The organism is Serratia sp. NA_112.1 (genome assembly GCF_052691715.1).
Genome location: NZ_JBQZFO010000010.1, coordinates 1 through 19,430, shown reverse-complemented (window position 1 = coordinate 19,430; position 19,430 = coordinate 1). Strand labels below are relative to the sequence as shown.

Annotated in this window: 14 protein-coding genes, 3 tRNA genes and 1 pseudogene; 10 read left to right on the top strand and 8 right to left on the bottom strand. The window is 54.9% G+C overall.

The window, feature by feature from the left end:
• Position 1: 1 nt before the first annotated feature.
• Complete coding sequence (locus ACUTQ5_RS17465) at positions 2-223, top strand: zinc ribbon domain-containing protein (protein ID WP_445652273.1); 222 nt, start codon at positions 2-4, stop codon at positions 221-223.
• Between the two features lie 4 nt (positions 224-227).
• Here ACUTQ5_RS17465 and ACUTQ5_RS17460 read toward each other — a convergent pair whose 3' ends face one another.
• The 3 genes from ACUTQ5_RS17460 to ACUTQ5_RS17450 all read right to left on the bottom strand — a co-directional run bounded on the left by ACUTQ5_RS17460 (position 228) and on the right by ACUTQ5_RS17450 (position 2,760).
• Positions 228-569: a protealysin inhibitor emfourin gene (locus tag ACUTQ5_RS17460; RefSeq protein ID WP_445652272.1), complete on the bottom strand. Its 342-nt coding sequence runs from the start codon at positions 567-569 to the stop codon at positions 228-230.
• Positions 569-1,594: a M4 family metallopeptidase gene (locus tag ACUTQ5_RS17455; RefSeq protein ID WP_445652271.1), complete on the bottom strand. Its 1,026-nt coding sequence runs from the start codon at positions 1,592-1,594 to the stop codon at positions 569-571. The genes ACUTQ5_RS17460 and ACUTQ5_RS17455 overlap by 1 nt, the downstream gene beginning before the upstream one ends.
• Before the next feature lie 83 nt (positions 1,595-1,677).
• Positions 1,678-2,760, bottom strand: a complete 1,083-nt coding sequence (locus tag ACUTQ5_RS17450; protein ID WP_445652270.1) for a LacI family DNA-binding transcriptional regulator — start codon at positions 2,758-2,760, stop codon at positions 1,678-1,680.
• A 365-nt stretch (positions 2,761-3,125) separates the two neighbouring features.
• Here ACUTQ5_RS17450 and ACUTQ5_RS17445 point away from each other — a divergent pair, with 365 nt between their 5' ends.
• Positions 3,126-4,433 carry an MFS transporter gene (locus ACUTQ5_RS17445; RefSeq protein WP_445652269.1) on the top strand — a complete coding sequence of 436 codons (1,308 nt, stop codon included), beginning with the start codon at positions 3,126-3,128 and terminating at the stop codon, positions 4,431-4,433.
• A gap of 11 nt (positions 4,434-4,444) precedes the next feature.
• A complete protein-coding gene (locus tag ACUTQ5_RS17440) occupies positions 4,445-6,811 on the top strand; it encodes a glycoside hydrolase family 31 protein (RefSeq protein ID WP_445652268.1) in 2,367 nt (788 codons plus the stop codon).
• Positions 6,812-6,817: 6 nt separating this feature from the next.
• On the opposite strand, the gene xseA is transcribed toward ACUTQ5_RS17440, so the two are convergent.
• Complete coding sequence (gene xseA, locus ACUTQ5_RS17435) at positions 6,818-8,194, bottom strand: exodeoxyribonuclease VII large subunit (protein ID WP_445652267.1); 1,377 nt, start codon at positions 8,192-8,194, stop codon at positions 6,818-6,820.
• Between the two features lie 170 nt (positions 8,195-8,364).
• Here xseA and guaB point away from each other — a divergent pair, with 170 nt between their 5' ends.
• Both guaB and guaA read left to right on the top strand, forming a co-directional pair.
• Positions 8,365-9,828, top strand: a complete 1,464-nt coding sequence (gene guaB / locus ACUTQ5_RS17430) for an IMP dehydrogenase (RefSeq protein ID WP_445652266.1) — start codon at positions 8,365-8,367, stop codon at positions 9,826-9,828.
• Positions 9,829-9,929: 101 nt separating this feature from the next.
• Entirely contained in the window at positions 9,930-11,507 is a 1,578-nt protein-coding gene (gene guaA / locus ACUTQ5_RS17425; RefSeq protein WP_445652265.1) for a glutamine-hydrolyzing GMP synthase, read from the top strand.
• Between the two features lie 254 nt (positions 11,508-11,761).
• Here guaA and ACUTQ5_RS17420 read toward each other — a convergent pair whose 3' ends face one another.
• Together ACUTQ5_RS17420 and ACUTQ5_RS17415 are read right to left on the bottom strand one after the other, a co-directional pair.
• Positions 11,762-13,543, bottom strand: a complete 1,782-nt coding sequence (locus ACUTQ5_RS17420) for an ATP-binding protein (protein WP_445652264.1) — start codon at positions 13,541-13,543, stop codon at positions 11,762-11,764.
• Positions 13,540-14,172, bottom strand: coding sequence for a LuxR C-terminal-related transcriptional regulator (locus ACUTQ5_RS17415; protein WP_445652263.1), 633 nt, complete (start codon positions 14,170-14,172; stop codon positions 13,540-13,542). The genes ACUTQ5_RS17420 and ACUTQ5_RS17415 overlap by 4 nt, the downstream gene beginning before the upstream one ends.
• 177 nt (positions 14,173-14,349) lie before the next feature.
• Between ACUTQ5_RS17415 and ACUTQ5_RS17410 the strand changes: the two genes are divergently transcribed.
• Both ACUTQ5_RS17410 and ACUTQ5_RS17405 read left to right on the top strand, forming a co-directional pair.
• Positions 14,350-14,664, top strand: a complete 315-nt coding sequence (locus tag ACUTQ5_RS17410) for a hypothetical protein (RefSeq protein ID WP_445652262.1) — start codon at positions 14,350-14,352, stop codon at positions 14,662-14,664.
• A 219-nt stretch (positions 14,665-14,883) separates the two neighbouring features.
• Positions 14,884-17,889 carry an autotransporter outer membrane beta-barrel domain-containing protein gene (locus ACUTQ5_RS17405; protein WP_445652261.1) on the top strand — a complete coding sequence of 1,002 codons (3,006 nt, stop codon included), beginning with the start codon at positions 14,884-14,886 and terminating at the stop codon, positions 17,887-17,889.
• Between the two features lie 51 nt (positions 17,890-17,940).
• On the opposite strand, the gene ACUTQ5_RS17400 is transcribed toward ACUTQ5_RS17405, so the two are convergent.
• On the bottom strand, positions 17,941-18,066 hold the full coding sequence (locus ACUTQ5_RS17400; protein ID WP_445652260.1) for a hypothetical protein: 126 nt from the start codon (positions 18,064-18,066) through the stop codon (positions 17,941-17,943).
• Positions 18,045-18,179: pseudogene (locus ACUTQ5_RS17395) on the bottom strand (tyrosine-type recombinase/integrase); the annotation flags it as partial. The gene ACUTQ5_RS17400 and the pseudogene ACUTQ5_RS17395, both read right to left, overlap by 22 nt.
• 443 nt (positions 18,180-18,622) lie before the next feature.
• Between ACUTQ5_RS17395 and ACUTQ5_RS17390 the strand changes: the two are divergent.
• The 3 genes from ACUTQ5_RS17390 (at position 18,623) to ACUTQ5_RS17380 (ending at position 18,853) form a co-directional block, all read left to right on the top strand.
• Positions 18,623-18,699, top strand: a tRNA-Ile gene (locus ACUTQ5_RS17390).
• Positions 18,700-18,701: 2 nt separating this feature from the next.
• Positions 18,702-18,776: transfer RNA gene (locus ACUTQ5_RS17385), tRNA-OTHER, on the top strand.
• A gap of 2 nt (positions 18,777-18,778) precedes the next feature.
• Positions 18,779-18,853 (top strand) — tRNA-Gly (locus tag ACUTQ5_RS17380).
• Positions 18,854-19,430 lie beyond the last annotated feature (577 nt).

Here is a 19,430-nt window from a genome sequence, read left to right as displayed (position 1 = left end):
TATGGAAGCGCAGTGTCCGCAATGCGATCAAACGATGGAGTGGGTGAATGGTCACTACCATTGCACCGCCTGTAACAGCGATTATCAGCAATTGGGCCACTGCCCGGATTGCGGGCAGTTGCTACAAGAGCTTAAGGCCTGTGGCGCGGTGGACTACCTGTGCCAGAACGGCCATGGGTTGATATCCAAAAAGCGGGTGTTATTCAGTTATCAGCCGTTGTAAGCGTTCACTCATCCACCTGACCGGTTTTCCACAGGTCGACCAACGCCTGCGGGGCGCTGGTTTCCGGGATCAGCAGTACGATTTCACTGCACAGGGCCTGACTGTAGTAGCTGATCTGCACGCGAAAATAACGTTGGTCACCGCAGCCGGGTGAACCCGGTTGTCCCTCTTCCTGGGCGTAGGGCAGCGCCTGGTTCAACAGTTGATTCAGGCGCTGCCGTTGCTCTGGCGTAATGTCGGCCAGCGTAATGCGCCGCTGGCCCGCCAGTTTGGGAATAAAGGCGAAGCCGCCTTCACGCGCCAGCTCAATGACCGTATCCTGATTGAGTGCCGGCAAGGGTTTCATTACTCCACCCCCACCTGGTGCCAGGCCTGCTGTACCTTATCCGCTACGGTACTGTCGAAATGCTGTTTGGCATGTTTCACCGTGGTACGGGCAAAGGTGGCGAAGTCAGCGTCCTGCGGCAGTGACTTGTCGCAAAGCGTGTCGTACCAGATGTAACCGGCTTTCTCCCAGGCAAAGCCGCCCAGAGCGGTGGCCGCCAGATAGAAGGCGCGGTTGGGAATGCCGGAGTTGAGGTGGACGCCGCCGTTATCCTCTTTGGTCTGAATGTAGTCTTTCATATCGGCCGGCTGCGGATCTTTCCCCAGCAGCGGATCGTCGTAAGCCGTACCGGGGGCAGACATGGAACGCAGGCCCTTGCCGTTGATGCCTTTTGCCAGCAGTCCCTCGCCGATCAGCCAGTCGGCTTTATCCGCGGTCTGTTTGAGGTGGAATTGTTTAACCAGGGAACCAAACACGTCGGACAGCGACTCATTTAGCGCACCGGCCTGCTGGAAGTAAATTAGCCCTGCTTCGCTCTCGGTGACGCCGTGCGCCAGTTCATGGCCAACCACGTCGATGGCGATGGTAAAGCGGTTAAAGATTTCGCCGTCACCGTCGCCGAAGACCATCTGCTGGCCGTTCCAAAAGGCGTTTTGGTATTCCTTGCCGTAATGTACGCTGCCGGTCAGCGGCAGACCCCGATTGTCCAGAGAATTACGTTTGAATGCCTGCCAGAAGAAATCGTAGGTCACGCCGAGGTAGTCGTAAGCTTCATCCACTGCGACGTCATGATTACTGGCCTGGCCCTCATTACGCACCTGTTTACCCGGCAGTTGAGTACCGTTTTCGGCATCAAAAATATCGCGGATAACTTCACCGCCGGTCGAAGTTTTCGCACCGGGGGCGCGTAACGGCTTATTGCCGAGCAGGCTTTGAACGTGATTCAGGGTGTGTAATGCGCAGTCGCGCTGCGGCAGGCTGCCGTGCTCAATGATCCGGCGCAGCATATAAGGGGGGATGACCGCTCGTGCGGTTAGGGTCGGCATAGTGGCTCTCCTTAAGCAAAAAAGTTTACCCGTCATCTTTCAAGCTACAGGTTATCTATAAGGATTCAGCCACTAAGTGTAGTTCAGACATCGTAAAGACGGTGATCGTGAGTGCTGACCGCTGGGCTGGTTTTATGGGGACTGACGCGTTTGACCGAGGCACGAACCGCCAGGTTGCCGTGCAGCAGCAGGTTGCACGGGGGCGCATCGGCGCGCAGCATGCGGCGTTGCAGTAGCTGAATGGCCTCATAGCCCAACTCGTCACGCGGCACATGCACCGAGGTGAGCGGCACGTCATGAATTTCCGCCAGATTAAAGCCGTCGGTGCTCATCACCGAGATATCGCCCGGCACGCTCAGCTGCAGTTTGTTCAGCGCCTTGACCGCGCCGACCGCCATGTAGTCGCCACCGGCAAGAATGGCCGTTGGCAGCTGTGAGCGCTGACTGACCCGGTTGATAAAGGTGGTAAGCGCCTGTTCGGCTTCTTCGCTGCCGAAGCCGGAAGTGGTCACCAGATGGCGGCCGTCGTCAAAGGCGATATTGTGCCGCGCATAGGCTTGTTTAATACCCGCCAGCCGCAGTTCCATGGTGTGGCGGCGCAGGCATTGCAGATTCAAAATATGGCTGTGCCCTTGTTGCATCAGATAGTTGGCGGAGAACTCGCCAATCAGTTGGTGATCGGGTGACACGCTGTCGAGGCGCATCTGGCGGTCGGTGCAGTTAATCAGTACGCAGGGTTTATTCAGGTCGGCGGCCAACTGGTGAATGTGTTCGTCATCGATGCCGATAATCAGCGCCGCCTGAGTTTGCGGATCGCTCATTTTTTCCAAAAACAGCGTGCCGTCGCTGTGCAGTTCTTCCAGCCCACAATAGCGGATCCGCACTTCATGCTCAGCTAATGCGGCGGAGATCCCCTGGATCACCTTGTAGTAGAAGATATCGGTGCGCACATCAAAAGCGCGCTGGGGGGCGAAGACCATCACGTTATTGAGCATCAGCCTGCCGCTGGAAATGCCCTGCAGAATGCCGTTCTGTTGTGCGCAGGCCAGCACCTTCTGGCGGGCTTCGGCACTGGTATTGGATTTGCCGGCTAATACACGTGAAACGGTGCTGATCGACAGCCCGGTTTGGCGGGCGATCTCCTGTATTTTCAGCTTTCCGTTCATTCTGTGATCTCCTTCAAATTCGGTAATGAAAATATTTTCACGGTGCTTTTCCAGCGTACTGTCAGGCTTCTGTCGCCATTATGGCGAGCTTTTATTCTATACATGAGAATTTTTGCAAAAAACCTCGTTTCGCTCACGCTTCCGGCTGGTTAGTCTTAATTGGTATACCAACTTTATAGATTTATCAGTCCAATTTTCGGGCTGAATTATAAATAAAACGAAAATAAATCATGTGGTTGTGATCGTGATGCGTTGGTCTTTGTCAGACATACCGCAGTTTTCCACGGCCCATACCTTCGATACCAAAACGTACCCTACCAAAAGGCACGCCGTTTCACCGGGCAGCCGTCGTGGAGAGAAGACAGATGAGTGTTGAAATTAATCAAAGGGTCGCCGATACCGGCCGGCGCAAGTTCAAATCGCTGCGCTGGTGGATGCTGGCGCTGTTTTTACTGGGCGTGACGGTCAACTACATCACTCGTAATTCGCTGGGCATTCTGGCACCTGAACTGAAAACCAGCCTTAACATGACCACCGAGCAGTACTCCTGGGTGGTGGCGTCGTTCCAACTGGCCTATACGGTGTTTCAGCCGATCTGCGGTTGGCTGATCGACGTTATCGGCCTGAAGATGGGGTTCCTGATCTGCGCCAGTATCTGGGCGGTGGTTTGCATGATGCATGCCGGGGCCGGCACCTGGGTGCAGTTGGCGATCTTGCGCTTCTTTATGGGCGGGGCAGAAGCGGCGGCCACGCCGGCCAACGCCAAGGCGATTTCCGACTGGTTCCCGAAAAAGGAGCGGCCCATCGCCGCCGGTTGGGCAGGCGTCGGGTTTTCTATTGGCGCCATGCTGGCACCGCCGATCATCGTTATTGCCCACGTCTCCTTTGGCTGGCAGGGCGCTTTCTTGTTTTCCGGCGCGCTGGCGCTGCTCTGGGTGGTGCTGTGGTGGCGGTTCTACCACTCGCCGCAGCAGCACCCCAATTTAAGCCAGCAGGAGCTGGATCTGATCCGCGAAGACAACGAGCCGGAATTACCCCGACTGCCTTTCCTCAAGTCGCTGGCCCTTCTTTGCCGTAACAAAAAGTTTTACGGTATTGCCATTCCGGCCTTTCTCGCCGAACCGGCCTGGGCGGTGTTCAGTTTCTGGGTGCCGCTGTATTTGGCCACCGAGCGTGGTATGGACTTAAAGCACATCGCCATGTTTGCCTGGCTGCCGTTTTTGGCGGCGGACATCGGCAGCGTCGCCAGCGGCTATCTCACCACTTTGTACCGTAAATGGTTTGGCTGCAGCCGCGTCAACTCGGTGGTAGCCAGTTCGGTCACAGGCGCATTCATGATGGTCTCGCTGGCGTTCGTCGCGATAACCAAAGATCCCTATGTGGCGATCGCTCTGATCTCGATCGGTGGCTTCGGGCACCAGGTGATCTCCTGCATGCTCAGCGCGCTGGTGGTGGAATCATTCGATAAAAATCAGGTAGCGACGGTCAACGGTATGCGCGGCTCCAGCGCCTGGATCGCCAGCTTCCTGTTCACGCTGCTGATCGGTGCGGTTTCCGATACCGTCGGTTTCAATCCGCTGTTTATCGCCATGGGCTTCTTCGATCTGATCGGCGCCCTGTTCCTGATTGCCTTAATCGCCGAACGCGGCGGTAAAAAAACACTCAATAGTTAAGTTGGATATCTATGAAAACCTTAAAAAACTGGATGTTGACCGGTCAGTATGCCGATCGAATTGAGCTGTTGGTCGACGAACGTCACCTGTTCTGCCTGTACGTGCTGGAAAACGACCTGTTCCGCGTGTTGATTAAACGCAATGGCGAATTGGCACTGGATCGTACCTGGAGCATTGCGCCGCAGACTGACGTGCCCTGGGAAGGGCGTGATCGCCTGAGCATCGCCGGTTTTGGTCTGCCGGGTTATCAACTGCAACAGCATGAAGATCGGCTGGTGGTGACTAGCGCCGCATTGCGCGTTACCCTGCATCAGCCGCTGTGGCTGGAATGGGAGCACTGCAACGCCGCCGGTGAATGGCGCCCGCTGGCCGCCGATCGACCAACTAGCGCCTACCTGCTCAACCCGCATGGCGACGGTGTGGCGCACTACCAGCGCCGCTTTGCCGGCGAGCGCTATTATGGTCTGGGCGAGAAGACCGGCGATCTGGAGCGCAGCGGCCGCCGCTTTGAAATGCGCAACCTGGACGCCATGGGCTACAACGCCGCCAGCACCGATCCGCTTTACAAACATGTGCCCTTTACCATCACCCGCGGTGCAGAGGCCAGTTTCGGGCTGTTTTACGACAACCTGAGTAGCTGTTGGCTGGATCTGGGCAACGAGATCGACAACTACCATCTGGCCTACCGCCGCTATCAGGCTGAAGCAGGGGATCTCGATTATTACCTGTTCCTCGGCCCTAAGGTACTGGACGTGACCAAGGCATTTGTACGCCTGACCGGTAAGACCCACTTCGGGCCGAAATGGAGCCTTGGGTACAGCGGATCGACCATGCATTACACCGATGCGCCGGACGCCCAGCAGCAGCTACAGCAGTTTATTCAGCTCTGTCGCCAGCATGATATTCCCTGCGATTCGTTCCAGCTTTCATCGGGTTACACCTCGATCGGCAACAAGCGCTATGTGTTCAACTGGAACTACGACAAGGTGCCGCAACCCAAACAGCTGAGTCAGGCGTTTCATGATGCCGGGTTAAAGTTGGCGGCCAACATCAAACCCTGCCTGTTGCAGGATCATCCGCAGTACCGACAGGCGGCGGAGCAGGGGCTGTTTATCCGCGATTCGGAAAGCGACCAGCCGGAGCGTTCCAGCTTTTGGGATGACGAAGGCTCGCACCTCGATTTCACCAATCCGGCGACGGTGCAATGGTGGCAGCAGGGCGTGACGCAGCAGTTGCTGGAGATGGGCATCGATTCCACCTGGAATGACAATAACGAATACGAAGTGTGGGACTCAGAAGCGCGTTGCCACGGCTTTGGCACACCTATCGCCATCAAACACATTCGCCCGGTGATGCCCTTACTGATGATGCGCGCTTCAATGGAGGCTCAGCAACGCTTTGCTCCCGAGCTGCGGCCCTACCTGATCTCGCGTTCCGGTTGCGCCGGCATGCAGCGTTATGTCCAGACCTGGAGCGGCGACAACCGCACCAACTGGCAGACTTTGCGTTACAACATTCGCATGGGGTTGGGCATGAGTCTGTCCGGCCTGTATAACCTGGGGCACGACGTCGGCGGTTTTTCCGGCGACAAACCGGACGCCGAACTGTTGGTGCGCTGGGTGCAAAACGGCGTGATGCACCCGCGTTTCACCATTCACTCCTGGAACGACGACGCGACGGTTAACGAGCCCTGGATGTATCCGGCCGCCACCCCAGCGGTGCGCGAGGCGATTAACCTGCGTTACCGACTGATGCCGTATTTCTACACCCTGTTGTGGCAGGCCAGTGCCGACGACGAACCGATGCTGCGCCCGACCTTCCTCGACCATGAGCATGACGAACAGACCCTGAAAGAAACCGATGATTTTATGATTGGTCGCGATCTGCTGGTGGCCAGCGTAGTAGAGCAGGGGCAGCGTGCGCGTTCGGTTTATCTGCCGGATAATGGCGAAGGTTGGTACTGCTTCCACAGCGGCCAATGGTTCAGTGGTGGCCAGACGGTGGTGCTGGAAGCCCCACTGGAACGCTTGCCGCTGCTGGTGCGTGCCGGTGCGGCATTGCCATTGTCATCCCGCCTGGCGCATGTTGACGTAACGGCAGACGATCGACGTGAGCTTAAATTGTACCCGCAAAAAGGCTGTGGCAGCGCTTCTGGGTTGTTATTCGAAGATGATGGGGAAAGTTATGGCTGGCAGCAGGGCGATGCGTTGTGGCTGCGCTGGGAGATGCTCAGTGACAATCAGCGCATCATGCTGAACATCACCACCGAGGGCCGCTTTAAACCGGCATGGCGAACCCTGACCTTCAGCTTGCCTGCCGGAGAAACGCGGGAACTGTGGATCAACGGCGCGCCAGGCAACAGTTTTATGCTGGAATAAGCGGAGTTATTCAGTCGCGCGCTTTTTGCGCGGCTTTTTAGTCAGGGTAATGGTTTTTACCTCGCTTTCCACCCAGCCATCCTGCAGACGGGTTTTCAGTAATTCACCTACCTGCGCCTGTTTGGTGGTTTTCAGCAGTTCGCCGCGTGGGGTTTGCGTCACGCTGTAGCCACGCGCCAGCGTCGCCAACGGGCTGACTGCTTCGAGCTGGCTGCAGGCCACGCCGAAACGCTGGCGGTAAGCATTGAGTTGGCGCTCCAGCGCCTGCTGTAGTCGGTATTCCTGCTGCTGCACGCGTTGCTGATAACGGTGAATGCGTGCCTGTGGCTGCATCTGCGCCAAGCGTTGTTGCGCCCGCTCGCTGCGGCGTGAAGACACTCGCAGTTGGTTCTGCATGCCATCTTCCAGCCGGCGCTGCAGTTTGAACAACAGCGTCTGCTGACGCGCTAGGCGCAGGTGTGGATGCTGTTGCTGCAAACGGTGGTTGATGCGGGTGAACTGCTGCTGACGCTGGGCCAGATAGTAATCCATCGCCATTTCCATCCGCTGCTGCTGGGATTGCAACTGACGCAGCAGCTCCTGCTGATTGCGGCTGACCAGTTCGGCGGCGGCTGAAGGGGTTGGCGCACGCAGGTCGGCAACAAAGTCGGCAATGGTGACGTCGGTTTCATGGCCGACGGCGCTGACGATCGGAATGCGGCTGGCGAAAATCGCCCGCGCCACGCGTTCGTCATTAAAACTCCACAGATCTTCCAGCGAACCGCCACCACGGCCGACGATCAGCACGTCACACTCGTCGCGGCGGTTAGCCGTTTCGATGGCACGCACAATTTGCAATGGCGCTTCCGCACCCTGCACCGAGGTCGGGTAGATAACGATAGGCAGCGAAGGATCGCGCCGTTGCAGCACCTGCAGCACATCGTGCAGCGCCGCGCCGCTGGCGGAGGTGATCACCCCGACGCGTTTGGCCGGGTTGGGCAGCGGTTGTTTGAAGTGTTGGTCGAACAGGCCTTCGGCGCTCAGGCGCTGTTTCAGTTGATCGAATTGCTGTTGCAACAGGCCGTCACCGGCAGGTTGCATGCTTTCGGCAATCAGCTGATAGTCGCCGCGCGGTTCATACAGCGTGATGCTGGCGCGAACCAACACTTGCTGGCCGTTTTGCGGGCGGAAGGTGGTGCGGCGATTCGTGTTGCGGAACATCGCACAACGGACCTGCGCACGATCGTCTTTCAGCGTGAAATACCAGTGGCCGGAAGAGGGTTGGGAGAAGTTGGAGATCTCGGCAGAGAGCCAGATTTGGCCCATTTCCATTTCCAGCAGCTGTCGAACCGTCTGATTCAGGCGGCTTACGGTAAAAATAGACGGCGAGACAGGTAGCGACATGTGACCCAGATCAAATTCCAAAACAACCACTTAATTGGTCGATACTACAGGGCTGAAAAAGGTAATCAAGAGTTTTTGTGAGAAAGTGCTGGAGGCAACCGATTACGCTCTGTATAATGCCGCGGCAATATTTTATCTTTTTCACAGCCCACTCTGGTGAGATATTGCCCATGCTACGTATCGCGAAAGAAGCACTCACGTTTGACGACGTTCTACTGGTTCCAGCTCACTCCACAGTTCTGCCTAATACCGCAGAGCTTGGCACCCAACTGACCAAAACTATCCGCCTGAATATCCCTATGCTGTCCGCAGCCATGGATACCGTAACCGAAGCTGGCCTGGCCATCGCGCTGGCGCAGGAAGGCGGCCTGGGCTTCATTCACAAAAACATGTCCATCGAGCGTCAGGCTGAAGAAGTCCGCCGCGTGAAAAAACATGAAAGCGGCGTAGTTACCGACCCGCAAGCCGTAACCCCCTCCACCACGCTGAAAGAAGTGAAAGAACTGACCGCGCGTAACGGCTTTGCCGGCTACCCGGTAGTGACCGAAGAGAACGAACTGGTCGGTATTATCACCGGCCGTGACGTGCGCTTCGTGACCGATCTGAACCAGCCTGTTACCGCCGTGATGACGCCGAAAGAGCGCCTGGTCACGGTGAAAGAGGGTGAAGCACGTGAAGTCGTGCTGCAAAGAATGCACGAAAAACGCGTTGAGAAAGCGCTGGTGGTGGACGACAACTTCCATCTGCTGGGCATGATCACCGTAAAAGACTTCCAGAAGGCGGAGCGCAAGCCAAACGCCTGTAAGGACGAGCATGGCCGCCTGCGTGTTGGCGCGGCGGTTGGTGCCGGTGCAGGTAACGAAGAGCGCGTTGATGCGCTGGTCGCTGCCGGCGTTGACGTCCTGCTGATTGACTCCTCCCACGGCCATTCCGAAGGCGTATTGCAGCGCATTCGCGAAACCCGCGCCAAATACCCGGATCTGCAGATCGTTGGCGGCAACGTCGCTACGGCCTCTGGTGCCAAAGCGCTGGCCGACGCCGGCGTGAGCGCGGTGAAAGTGGGGATCGGCCCTGGCTCCATCTGTACCACTCGTATCGTTACCGGCGTGGGCGTACCGCAGATCACCGCTATCGCCGACGCGGTTGAAGCGCTGGAAGGCACCGGCATCCCGGTTATCGCCGACGGCGGCATCCGTTTCTCCGGTGACATCGCCAAAGCTATCGCGGCGGGTGCATCCTGTGTGATGGTCGGCTCCATGCTGGCGGGTACCGAAGAATCTCCGGGCGAAATCGAGCTGTATCAGGGCCGTTCGTTCAAATCCTATCGCGGTATGGGTTCACTGGGCGCGATGTCCAAAGGCTCTTCCGACCGTTACTTCCAGACCGATAACGCCGCCGACAAACTGGTGCCGGAAGGTATCGAAGGCCGCGTGGCTTACAAAGGCATGCTGAAAGCCATTGTTCACCAGCAAATGGGCGGCCTGCGCTCTTGCATGGGCCTGACCGGTTGCGGCACCATCGACGAGCTGCGCACCAAGGCTGAATTTGTGCGCATCAGCGGCGCCGGCATTCAGGAAAGCCACGTGCATGACGTGACCATCACCAAAGAGTCACCGAACTACCGCATGGGTTAATGCTTTAACTTCTCCTGCGGGAGAAGCCGGGGTGGGGCGTAACGCTTCACCCCGAAAACACTATTTTCGCTCTTTTTCTCTGTTGCTGGAATTCGCCTCACATGACAAAAAATATCCATAAGCATCGCATCCTTATTCTGGATTTTGGTTCGCAATACACTCAACTGGTAGCCCGCCGCGTGCGCGAAATCGGCGTTTACTGTGAGCTGTGGGCCTGGGACGTTAGCGAAGAGCAAATCCGCGAATTCAATCCAAGCGGCATCATCCTGTCCGGCGGCCCGGAAAGCACTACCGAAGCCAACAGCCCACGCGCGCCAGAATACGTGTTTACCGCCGGTGTCCCGGTGCTGGGCGTATGCTACGGCATGCAGACCATGGCGATGCAGTTGGGTGGCCAGGTAGAAGGTTCCAACGAGCGTGAATTCGGTTATGCCCAGGTGGAAATCACCACCGAAAGCGCTTTGGTGCGCGACATTGAAGACGCCCTGAGCCCGGCCGGCAAACCGCTGCTGGACGTGTGGATGAGCCACGGCGACAAAGTGACCGCTATTCCGGCTGACTTCGTGACCGTTGCCAGCACTGACACCTGCCCGTTTGCCATTATGGCCAACGAAGAAAAACGCTTCTACGGCGTGCAGTTCCACCCGGAAGTGACCCACACCCGTCAGGGCCAGCGCATGCTGGAGCGTTTCGTGCTGGATATTTGCCAGTGTGAAGCCCTGTGGACGCCTGCGACCATCATCGAAGATGCGGTTGAGCGTATCCGCGAGCAAGTGGGTGAAGACCACGTGATCCTCGGCCTGTCCGGCGGTGTGGATTCTTCTGTTACCGCCATGCTGCTGCACCGCGCCATCGGCAAACGCCTGACCTGCGTGTTTGTCGACAACGGCCTGCTGCGCCTGAACGAAGCCGATCAGGTACTGGAAATGTTTGGCGACCACTTCGGCCTGAACATCGTTCACGTCGCAGCGGAAGACCGCTTCCTGAGCGCTCTGGCCGGTGTTGACGAGCCGGAAGCCAAGCGCAAGATCATTGGCCGCGTGTTCGTTGAGCTGTTCGACGAAGAAGCTTGCAAGCAAGCCGATGTGAAATGGCTGGCGCAGGGCACCATCTACCCGGACGTGATCGAATCTGCCGCTTCTGCCACTGGCAAAGCGCACGTGATCAAGTCGCACCACAATGTGGGCGGCCTGCCGAAAGAGATGAAGCTGGGCCTGGTCGAACCGCTGAAAGAGCTGTTCAAAGACGAAGTGCGCAAAATCGGCCTGGAGCTGGGCCTGCCTTACGACATGCTGTACCGCCACCCGTTCCCGGGGCCAGGTCTGGGTGTGCGCGTGCTGGGCGAAGTGAAGAAAGAGTACTGCGACCTGCTGCGCCGTGCCGACGCCATCTTCATCGAAGAACTGCACAAGGCCGATCTGTACAACAAGGTCAGCCAGGCATTCACCGTGTTCCTGCCGGTACGTTCGGTCGGCGTGATGGGCGACGGCCGTAAATACGACTGGGTTGTTTCACTGCGCGCAGTGGAAACCATCGACTTTATGACCGCGCATTGGGCGCACCTGCCGTACGATTTCCTCGGCCGGGTCTCCAACCGCATCATCAACGAAGTGAACGGCATTTCCCGTGTAGTTTATGACATCAGCGGCAAGCCACCGGCTACCATTGAGTGGGAATGATTTAGTGGCCGGTTTAGGCTGGCGCTAAATAACAGCAATCACATCTAATCCCGCGTAACTGCGGGATTTTTTATTATGTGACGGAATTTTATGGAGTTATCAGGCATAAGTTCACAACGCATTGCCCGCCGCCGAGCTTGATGCGTTCGTCGATCGGTTAGTACGCAACATCGCGGCATTGCCTGCGGGGGCTTGGTGTTTAAGGCGTTTTTTGGCGGCGGGGCCAGAGCCCCGTTCCGGCCAGTCTGTGTTCGCTAACTGCTCGCCCATTGGCTCAACAAAGCATGCAATTTCGCCGGCTCCAGCGGTTTTCTCAATACCAGGTAGCCTTCCTGCTCGGCCTCTTGCAGTACCGGCGAGTTGAATTCCCCGCTGACCATGGCGCCGCTGGTATCCGGCAGGCGCTCAAACAGCGCTTTCAAGATATCGAAGCCGCTCTCCCCGGAGCGGAGTCGTTGATCGCACAGCACGGCGAAAGGCGAGAAGCCTTCGTCGATAATCGCAAAAGCCTCCTCTGCGGAAGCGGCGCAACGCACTGTGATGCCCCAGGTGCTCATTAAACTCTCCCAGGCGGAGGTCACCAGCGGATCGTCGTCCACCACCAGGCAGGAACCGTATAATGGCGCATAGCGGATGGGAGTAATGGCATTTGAGTAATTGTTTGCGCTTTCTGGTAGCTCGCATTCTCCGTTGTAAAGGGCGAAGCGCATCCAGAAACGTGAACCCTTGCCTTCAACGGATTGCATGCCGTATTTCACTTTCATCAGTTTGGCGCAGCGTGCCACTACCGCCAGCCCTAATCCATGGCCGGCACTGTCAATTTTCCACGCCAGCTCGGGACGATAATAGGGGGAAAAGACTTTGCCTTTCTCTTCGTCGGCAATGCCAACGCCGGTATCCCACACCTCGAACAGACATTCACTCCCCTGTGGGCGGATGGCTATCAGCACGCCCCCTTTTTGCGTATAACGCAGTGCATTTTGTATCAGGTTAATCAGTGATTGCCTGATGAGTAGCTGATCGCCCACCACGAGAATTCGTCGCTTGGGCCGCCAGGCCCGCAATGACAATTTCCGACTATTCGCCTCTTCACGAAACAGGGTCATCACCGAATCAAGCAGGGTACCAATATCTACATGGGTAGTGGCTGTGCTGACGTTGCCGGATTCAATTTTGCTGAGATCGAGTAAGGAATTAAACATAAGATGCACGGATCGTACACTTTGCTGCAGATCCAATAGCTGGGGGATGAGCGTGACATCGTGGTTTTTATGGATGATGGCTTCGATCAAAAAACCCATGGCATGCACCGGTTGACGCAAATCATGACTGGCGGTAGTAAGGAATTGGTTTTTATCCAGCAAGGCTTGTTCCGCTTCTTCTTTGGCTTGCCGAAATTGTTCCGCAAGGCGCGAGCTTTTCTCTTCGAGTAAGGCTTGCTGAATAAAGAAGGCATGCGAGGTTAGTGCGTGTCGGTAAATGGCGAACCCATAAAGCAAATTGAGCATCAGCACGATCGGCATGACATCATTTAATCGCCAGAGAATGCCAAGATTAAGCACCCCCCAGGAGGCGAAGAAAAAGCGCGTAAAGGTGCTGATGACCGGCGTCAGATGGGTTGCGTTGGCGGCGACGATGGCCGCGATACTGATGTTTAATAACAGGAAAAAATCGAAGCTGTTTTTTTCTGGGGTGATTAAATATAAGGATGAAATACCCAAGCCATGCACGAAGGCGACGTTATTAATGCGCGGCAACCAACGGCTAATCACTGTGGCGGCGTTATTTTCCTGGGTATCATGACGATAGCGGCGATGCCATAATCTGATGGCCAAGGCGCAGAGAAAATATATCACTATCCAGACAATAATTGGCGTGAGTTCTTTCCCCAATAAATAGAGCCAAATGGCGAAAGGAATACCGACAAAGGGCACGGCGGTAAAGCTGAAGACCAACCGCATGAAGGTATTGTCCAGCAGGCGGATCTGCGCGCGTGGGGAGATCTCATCATTTTGTAATGATTGAAGTAATTTCATTGCGAATGATCCTGCCTGCCATGCAGCAGGGTGATGGCTTCCACCCGGTTGTTTACGCCTATTTTTTTTAGAATGTTGCTAATGTGTTCTTTAACCGTGGGTTCGGAAATAGACAACTGCGAAGCTATTCTCTTATTGGGGAAACCGCGCATCATCATGATTAATACTTCTATTTGTCGCGGGGTTAAATTGAATTTTTGCAGGTAACTGTGAGCGTTGGTTACACATTCCCCATGCTCCAGAGGGAACCATTTTCGATTTTCCATCAGAGCGGAAACGGCTTCGGCGAATAATTCAGGCGGCTCGTTTTTAAGCACAAAACCGTGACCACCGGCCTCTCGCACCTTTTGCCATATTTCATTGTTGTCGTCGCCACTGACCACCAGTAGGCGAACCTGTGAATAACGCTCACTCACCTCTTTGAGTAATTTAAGGGCTGTACCATTGGATAACCAGAAATCTATAACCATTAAGCGAGGAGGGCCATTTAGCATAATGTGGCGATAGCAATTTTCTTCGTTGGTCGCCATGTGGACATGTTTAAATCGACAATGCGTATTAAGGAAATTGGCGATGCCACTTGCTACCAGAGGATGGTCATCAACGACCAGCGCATACTCCTGCCCCAAAGCTATCTCCTTCGTATAAACGTATCGGATGGTTCCGATGATCTTTCATTATCCACCCTCCCTACTTTAGGAGGGTTTTTTCGTTTAGGAAAGAGAAATATATTAAGTGGGGATTTGGATAAGTTAAAACATAGAACCATTCAGCGTTTGGATCTGTTTGGTTGAAAAGGATAATTTATGAAGAAACCATTTATCGCTCTTGCCGTGACTTTACTGGTCGCCGGTTGTTCAACGTTGAAAACCGATCAGGCAATACCTTTGCTACAGGCGGAAACGGCCAAAATGCTGGGTCTGGGCTCATCAGACGAAATTACCGTGACCAATGTTAACGGTGCCCAACCCGACGCACTGGGTGGACAAAAGCTCTCTTACCGTGCCACCACCGAGAAAGGCCGCATCTTCGACTGCTCCTCGCTGATGATGCCGGGTATTTTAGGCTCGGCACCCTCGCTGAGCGCGCCGAGCTGTACCCCGGTTGTCACGCATAAATAATCTCCTGTGGGCGTGAGCCGAGGGGGAAATCAGTATTGATCCGCAAGCCCAATAAATTAGGTATTGAGGCGTTAGCGCTGGGGGGGGGCAATAAGCTGGCGTCTCGATGTCAATCAATTTGTGTTTGCGGCATTACGCACTCTACACTTCTAATACATTGAATTTTTCATATAAATAATAATTTTGATGGTACTAAGTTAATTAGGCCGGAGAGAAAACATGAAAGATAAAATATCGCATCATTTAGCGGTAAGAAAACCGCTTTCCAAAGTTTACCTCGCACTTTTTTCCGCGCCATTGCTATTGATCGGGTCTGCCGATATTGCTCGGGCAGACGATGTTATTTTCGATGGTGAATCCAAGGTGACAGAATCCTTAGCCTACAGCGGGAATGTTTACGTCGGTCGCAATCAAAGTGGAAACCTGTTGATAGATAATGGCCAGGTCGGCGGCTATAACATCAATATCGGCACCCGCTCAGACGGCAAAATTTATGAAAGCCTGGTCACGGTCAGAGGACCGAATGCGGTATTGAGTGCCATAAACGATCAAAATGTTCTGCGTGGCAGTTTAAACCTCGGCCTGGGTACGTTGCGAGTTGAAGAAGGGGCGCTGGCCAGCGCGAAAGAGATCGTCGTCGGCTCCAGCCGTGGCTACGACAGTCATCTTGTCGCGACGGGCGCCGGTTCCAGAGTCGTCAGCAATTTTCTCAGCGTCGGCACCGATCTGGGGGCCCGATCCACACTGTCGATTGAAGACGGCGCGGTGCTGAACACCACGTTCGATGCGCGCATCGGCAACGGTTCCGGGCCCGGCGAGACCGATAAGCTAAGTCCGAAAGCCACGGTTACGGGGGCGAATTCGCAGTGGCATGTCGGCCGCGCGCTCACGCTCTACGGCGATCTGGACGTGCTGAATGGCGGCGCGGTCAACGTCGACAGCCTCGAGGTGGCGGGCGTCTCAGGGGCGAGGAAAACTGCCGAGCTCTATATCGCCGGTGAGAACTCGCGCTTTACCAGTGCCGGCAGCGTCAACGTGGGGGACTATGGCAACGGTGTGCTGTCGCTGGTGGACGGAGGAACATTCTCCGCCGGGGCTAACGAGCTGCGGTTGGGCGATACCGGCTCCGGTTCGAACAGGGGCGCGCTAATCATCGGTAGCCGCGGCAATATGGATACTGGCACCGGTCTGACCGAACCCACGCTCGGTACGGCGGGCGGTGCGGGTACTCTCGATGCCCAAACGGTGGTCAATCTGCGCGGTGGGTTATTCGGTAGTTATGTGTACTTTAACCATACCTCCGACAACTACGATTTCCGCAATAAGATGGTTGGCGAAGGTGACGTGATCAACACCGCCGGGCGGACGACGCTGAGCGGCGACCTGACTCAGCTCAAGGCGAATGTGACCGCCCGTGGCGGCAAAATCATCATTAACAGCGATATCAATACGCAGCCAGAAGACAGTCCTTTCGACGTGCAGACCCTGAGTGCCGAGAATGGCGGTACGTTGATCCTCAATGCGACAGCCGGTTCCGACGTCAGTAATGGTCTGGGTTACAGCAGCGCTGCGTCAATCAAATCCGGCGGCACGTTGGGTGGCAATGGCACTTTAGGTCAGACAGAAATTCAGTCCGGTGGCCATATTTCACCCGGTGACGGGAATATTGGCACTTTGACGCTGAAACGCTATCTGAATTTCATTGGTGAATCTTTCTACGACGTCGATATCGCCGGTGATGGCAGCAGTGACAAACTGGTGGTTACGGGTAAAACCACTATCAGCGATCAGGCCAAAGTGCAGGTGACCGCGTTGGACCCGCAAACCAGCTATCAGAACGGCCAAAGCTACCGTATTTTAACCTCGGAAGGGGGAATTGACGGGCAGTTCGCCGAGGCGGTCTCAAAATCTGCGTTCCTGGACGTGGCGCTCAAACACGATGCTAACGCCGTGGATCTGACGATTGCGCAGAAAGGCGGCGGTGAAAATCCGGGTGGCGAGAATCCAGGCGGTGAGAATCCGGGTGGTGAGAACCCAGGCGGTGAAAATCCGGGAGGCGAAAACCCAGGTGGTGAGAATCCGGGAGAAGGCAGCGGCAAACCAGGTATTTTCCAGACGGTGGCACAAACCGACAACCAATGGAATACCGCGGGTGCGCTCTCGACTCTGGCGCAAGGCGGCCCTTCATTAGCTCTGTACAACTCACTGTTGTTATTGAGTGCGCCCGAAGCTCGTGAGGCATTCAATCAACTTTCTGGTGAGGTCTACCCCTCCATGCAATCTAACCTGATTGCCGGCAGCACCATGCTGTTCAATGTGCTCAATCAGCGCATGTTGCGCGCTTTTGATAACGATACGTTGCCCGTTCCGCCATTGGCAATGACGCTGGTTCAACCGGCGCAGGCCGAAAACAGCGGCGTGTGGGGGCAGACGTTTGGCTCATGGGCAAGAAACAGCGGTAACGACAACGTCGGAAAACTCGATGGCAACACCAGCGGTTTCCTGCTGGGGGCAGACCATAAATTAGCGGATAGCAGTGTTCGCGTTGGTGGATATTTTGGTTATAGCCGCGGTGATTATGATGTCGATAGCCGCCGCTCCAAGTCCAACAGCGATAATTATCACCTCGGTCTGTATGCCGCAGGGCAGCAAGGCGCCTTCTCGTTACGCGGTGCGTTGGGTTACACCTGGCACCGGCTGGAAAATGAACGCAACGTAAACTTCGGTAATTACTCGGATCGGCTTAAGGCAGACTATGATGCTGACTCGCTGCTGGCATTCACCGAAGCGGGCTACCGGTTTGGGCAGTCGGACGCGAATCTTGAGCCTTTCGTCAATCTGAGCTACATCCGCCTGCATACGGATAACTTCGAGGAAAGTGGCGGCGCGGCAGCGCTGAGCGTGCGTAATGAAACGATGAATACCTTCTATTCCACGTTGGGCGTGCGCGGTACGGTTGAACTGCCGAAGAACGTTAGCCTTTATGGTTCATTGGGTTGGCAACATGCCTACGGTGATAAAACCACCTCTTCGCGTATGGCCTTTGCCGGCAGCGATGCGTTTACCACGCAGGGCACCGCGGTTGATGACAACCTGATGGTGGCGGACGTTGGGGTGAGCGTGAAGCTGTCGCGATCCACTAGCCTGGATCTCGGCTATCAGGGGCAATACGGTTCTGATACCCAGGTTAATGCCGTTAATGCCAACATCCGATGGTCATTCTGATGCTTGCGCGCAATCATTAGATGACATGTTTTTTGTTTGCTTTTTAAATCATTAACTTAAAAGTGATATTTTGGCGGCATCATTCGCGTTTTCTGGTTCCTGTGCCAAAAACGTGACGATGCCGCTGAATTTGCTTAAATGCTCACCGCTCAAGTGACCATATCCAACTTTTCCCATCCTCCCATTTCCTTTAATGCCATTAATGCCATTAATGGCGTACCGTTCTGAACGTGCCAGCTAGCCCAAGTATGGCGTAGGTCATGAAAACGAAAATCTGAGATACCAGAAAGCAGCAGTGAGTTTTCAAAGTCCCCCCTGTTTTATACCCCTCCCGTTCTCCATTTTCTGAGAAAACATATTCGTTGCCGCAGGGTATTCTCCGCATCACTGCAACGGCATCATCATTAAGAGGCAGCGCCCGTGCCTTTCGCAGCTCAATACACATGCGCCGACTGCCATACGTTGCATCCATTTCAGTATGAACAGGCTTAGCCGCTGCATGAAGCAGCAGAACATAGCGTTGTTCATTATATCTCTAACAAGGTGTCCGGAATGATTAGACTATTACAAACTTCTATCAGGACGAGAAATCTCACCGGAAAGTTGATTTGAAACTTATCGGTTGAGAGCACCAGAAACTTCAGTAATCGCTGGGGCTTTTTAATGGGCATTTGTAAAGATAAGCATTAGCTATTGTAAAGTCTAATATTGTTGTTTTAGAATCCAGCGCCTTGGCCCTTTAGCTCAGTTGGTTAGAGCGCGCGACTCATAATCGCTCGGTCGCTGGTTCAAGCCCAGCAAGGGCCACCAAACCGCCATTAGCTCAGCAGGAAGAGCAACGACCATTAAGTTGTAGGTACGGGGTTCGAGGCCTCGATGGCGGACCAATGCGGGCATCGTATAATGGCTATTACCTCAGCCTTCCAAGCTGATGATGTGGGTTCGATTCCCACTGCCCGCTCCAGAAAAAGCTTTTCAGCCTGCGAAGATGGGATTGCCCGGAGTGGCTGGAAAGCGCATCAGAAGGGCGCATTTAGCCTGATACGCACTATCGAACCCTTTGGTGGGGAGTTTCTAAGTGCGCCCCTCGGTGTGAAGTGAGAGTCGGGAAAGACCGGCAACCATTCAAGCCCTGGCTATAAACGCCGGGGCTTTTTAATAGCTCCAGATGTCACTGACAAAAAACAAAGCAAAAAATAGGGCCGAAATTATAGTCAGCATAACCAAGACGAACCAATCAAACATATTCATTCTCTACCTTAAAAAAGAGCCCTGAGTCAGGAAGGTCACTCAGGGCAAAGGGTAAGGGCAACTCTAGATTGACTGGTTCTCTGCCAGTAATAATAGTGTAATTACGCGATGAATTTACGCAAGCCTATGAATATAAATAATTTAATTTATCGCAAAGTGCCTTTTTTTCGATTGGATATCTCGCAATTAATGAAGAGTGCGACATATATTTAGATGTTTGGGCCGTAAGTTTTTAGTGATATCCGGTAGGAGAGATATTCTTGCAAGCAGGACTCTTGGAATAAGTAAAA

Coding starts and splice junctions, on each gene's coding strand:
- ACUTQ5_RS17465 (WP_445652273.1), top strand. CDS start 2: ATGGAAGCGCAGTGTCCGCAATGCGATCAAACGATGGAGTGGGTGAAT.
- ACUTQ5_RS17460 (WP_445652272.1), bottom strand. CDS start 569: ATGAAACCCTTGCCGGCACTCAATCAGGATACGGTCATTGAGCTGGCG.
- ACUTQ5_RS17455 (WP_445652271.1), bottom strand. CDS start 1,594: ATGCCGACCCTAACCGCACGAGCGGTCATCCCCCCTTATATGCTGCGC.
- ACUTQ5_RS17450 (WP_445652270.1), bottom strand. CDS start 2,760: ATGAACGGAAAGCTGAAAATACAGGAGATCGCCCGCCAAACCGGGCTG.
- ACUTQ5_RS17445 (WP_445652269.1), top strand. CDS start 3,126: ATGAGTGTTGAAATTAATCAAAGGGTCGCCGATACCGGCCGGCGCAAG.
- ACUTQ5_RS17440 (WP_445652268.1), top strand. CDS start 4,445: ATGAAAACCTTAAAAAACTGGATGTTGACCGGTCAGTATGCCGATCGA.
- xseA (WP_445652267.1), bottom strand. CDS start 8,194: ATGTCGCTACCTGTCTCGCCGTCTATTTTTACCGTAAGCCGCCTGAAT.
- guaB (WP_445652266.1), top strand. CDS start 8,365: ATGCTACGTATCGCGAAAGAAGCACTCACGTTTGACGACGTTCTACTG.
- guaA (WP_445652265.1), top strand. CDS start 9,930: ATGACAAAAAATATCCATAAGCATCGCATCCTTATTCTGGATTTTGGT.
- ACUTQ5_RS17420 (WP_445652264.1), bottom strand. CDS start 13,543: ATGAAATTACTTCAATCATTACAAAATGATGAGATCTCCCCACGCGCG.
- ACUTQ5_RS17410 (WP_445652262.1), top strand. CDS start 14,350: ATGAAGAAACCATTTATCGCTCTTGCCGTGACTTTACTGGTCGCCGGT.
- ACUTQ5_RS17405 (WP_445652261.1), top strand. CDS start 14,884: ATGAAAGATAAAATATCGCATCATTTAGCGGTAAGAAAACCGCTTTCC.
- ACUTQ5_RS17400 (WP_445652260.1), bottom strand. CDS start 18,066: ATGGGAAAAGTTGGATATGGTCACTTGAGCGGTGAGCATTTAAGCAAA.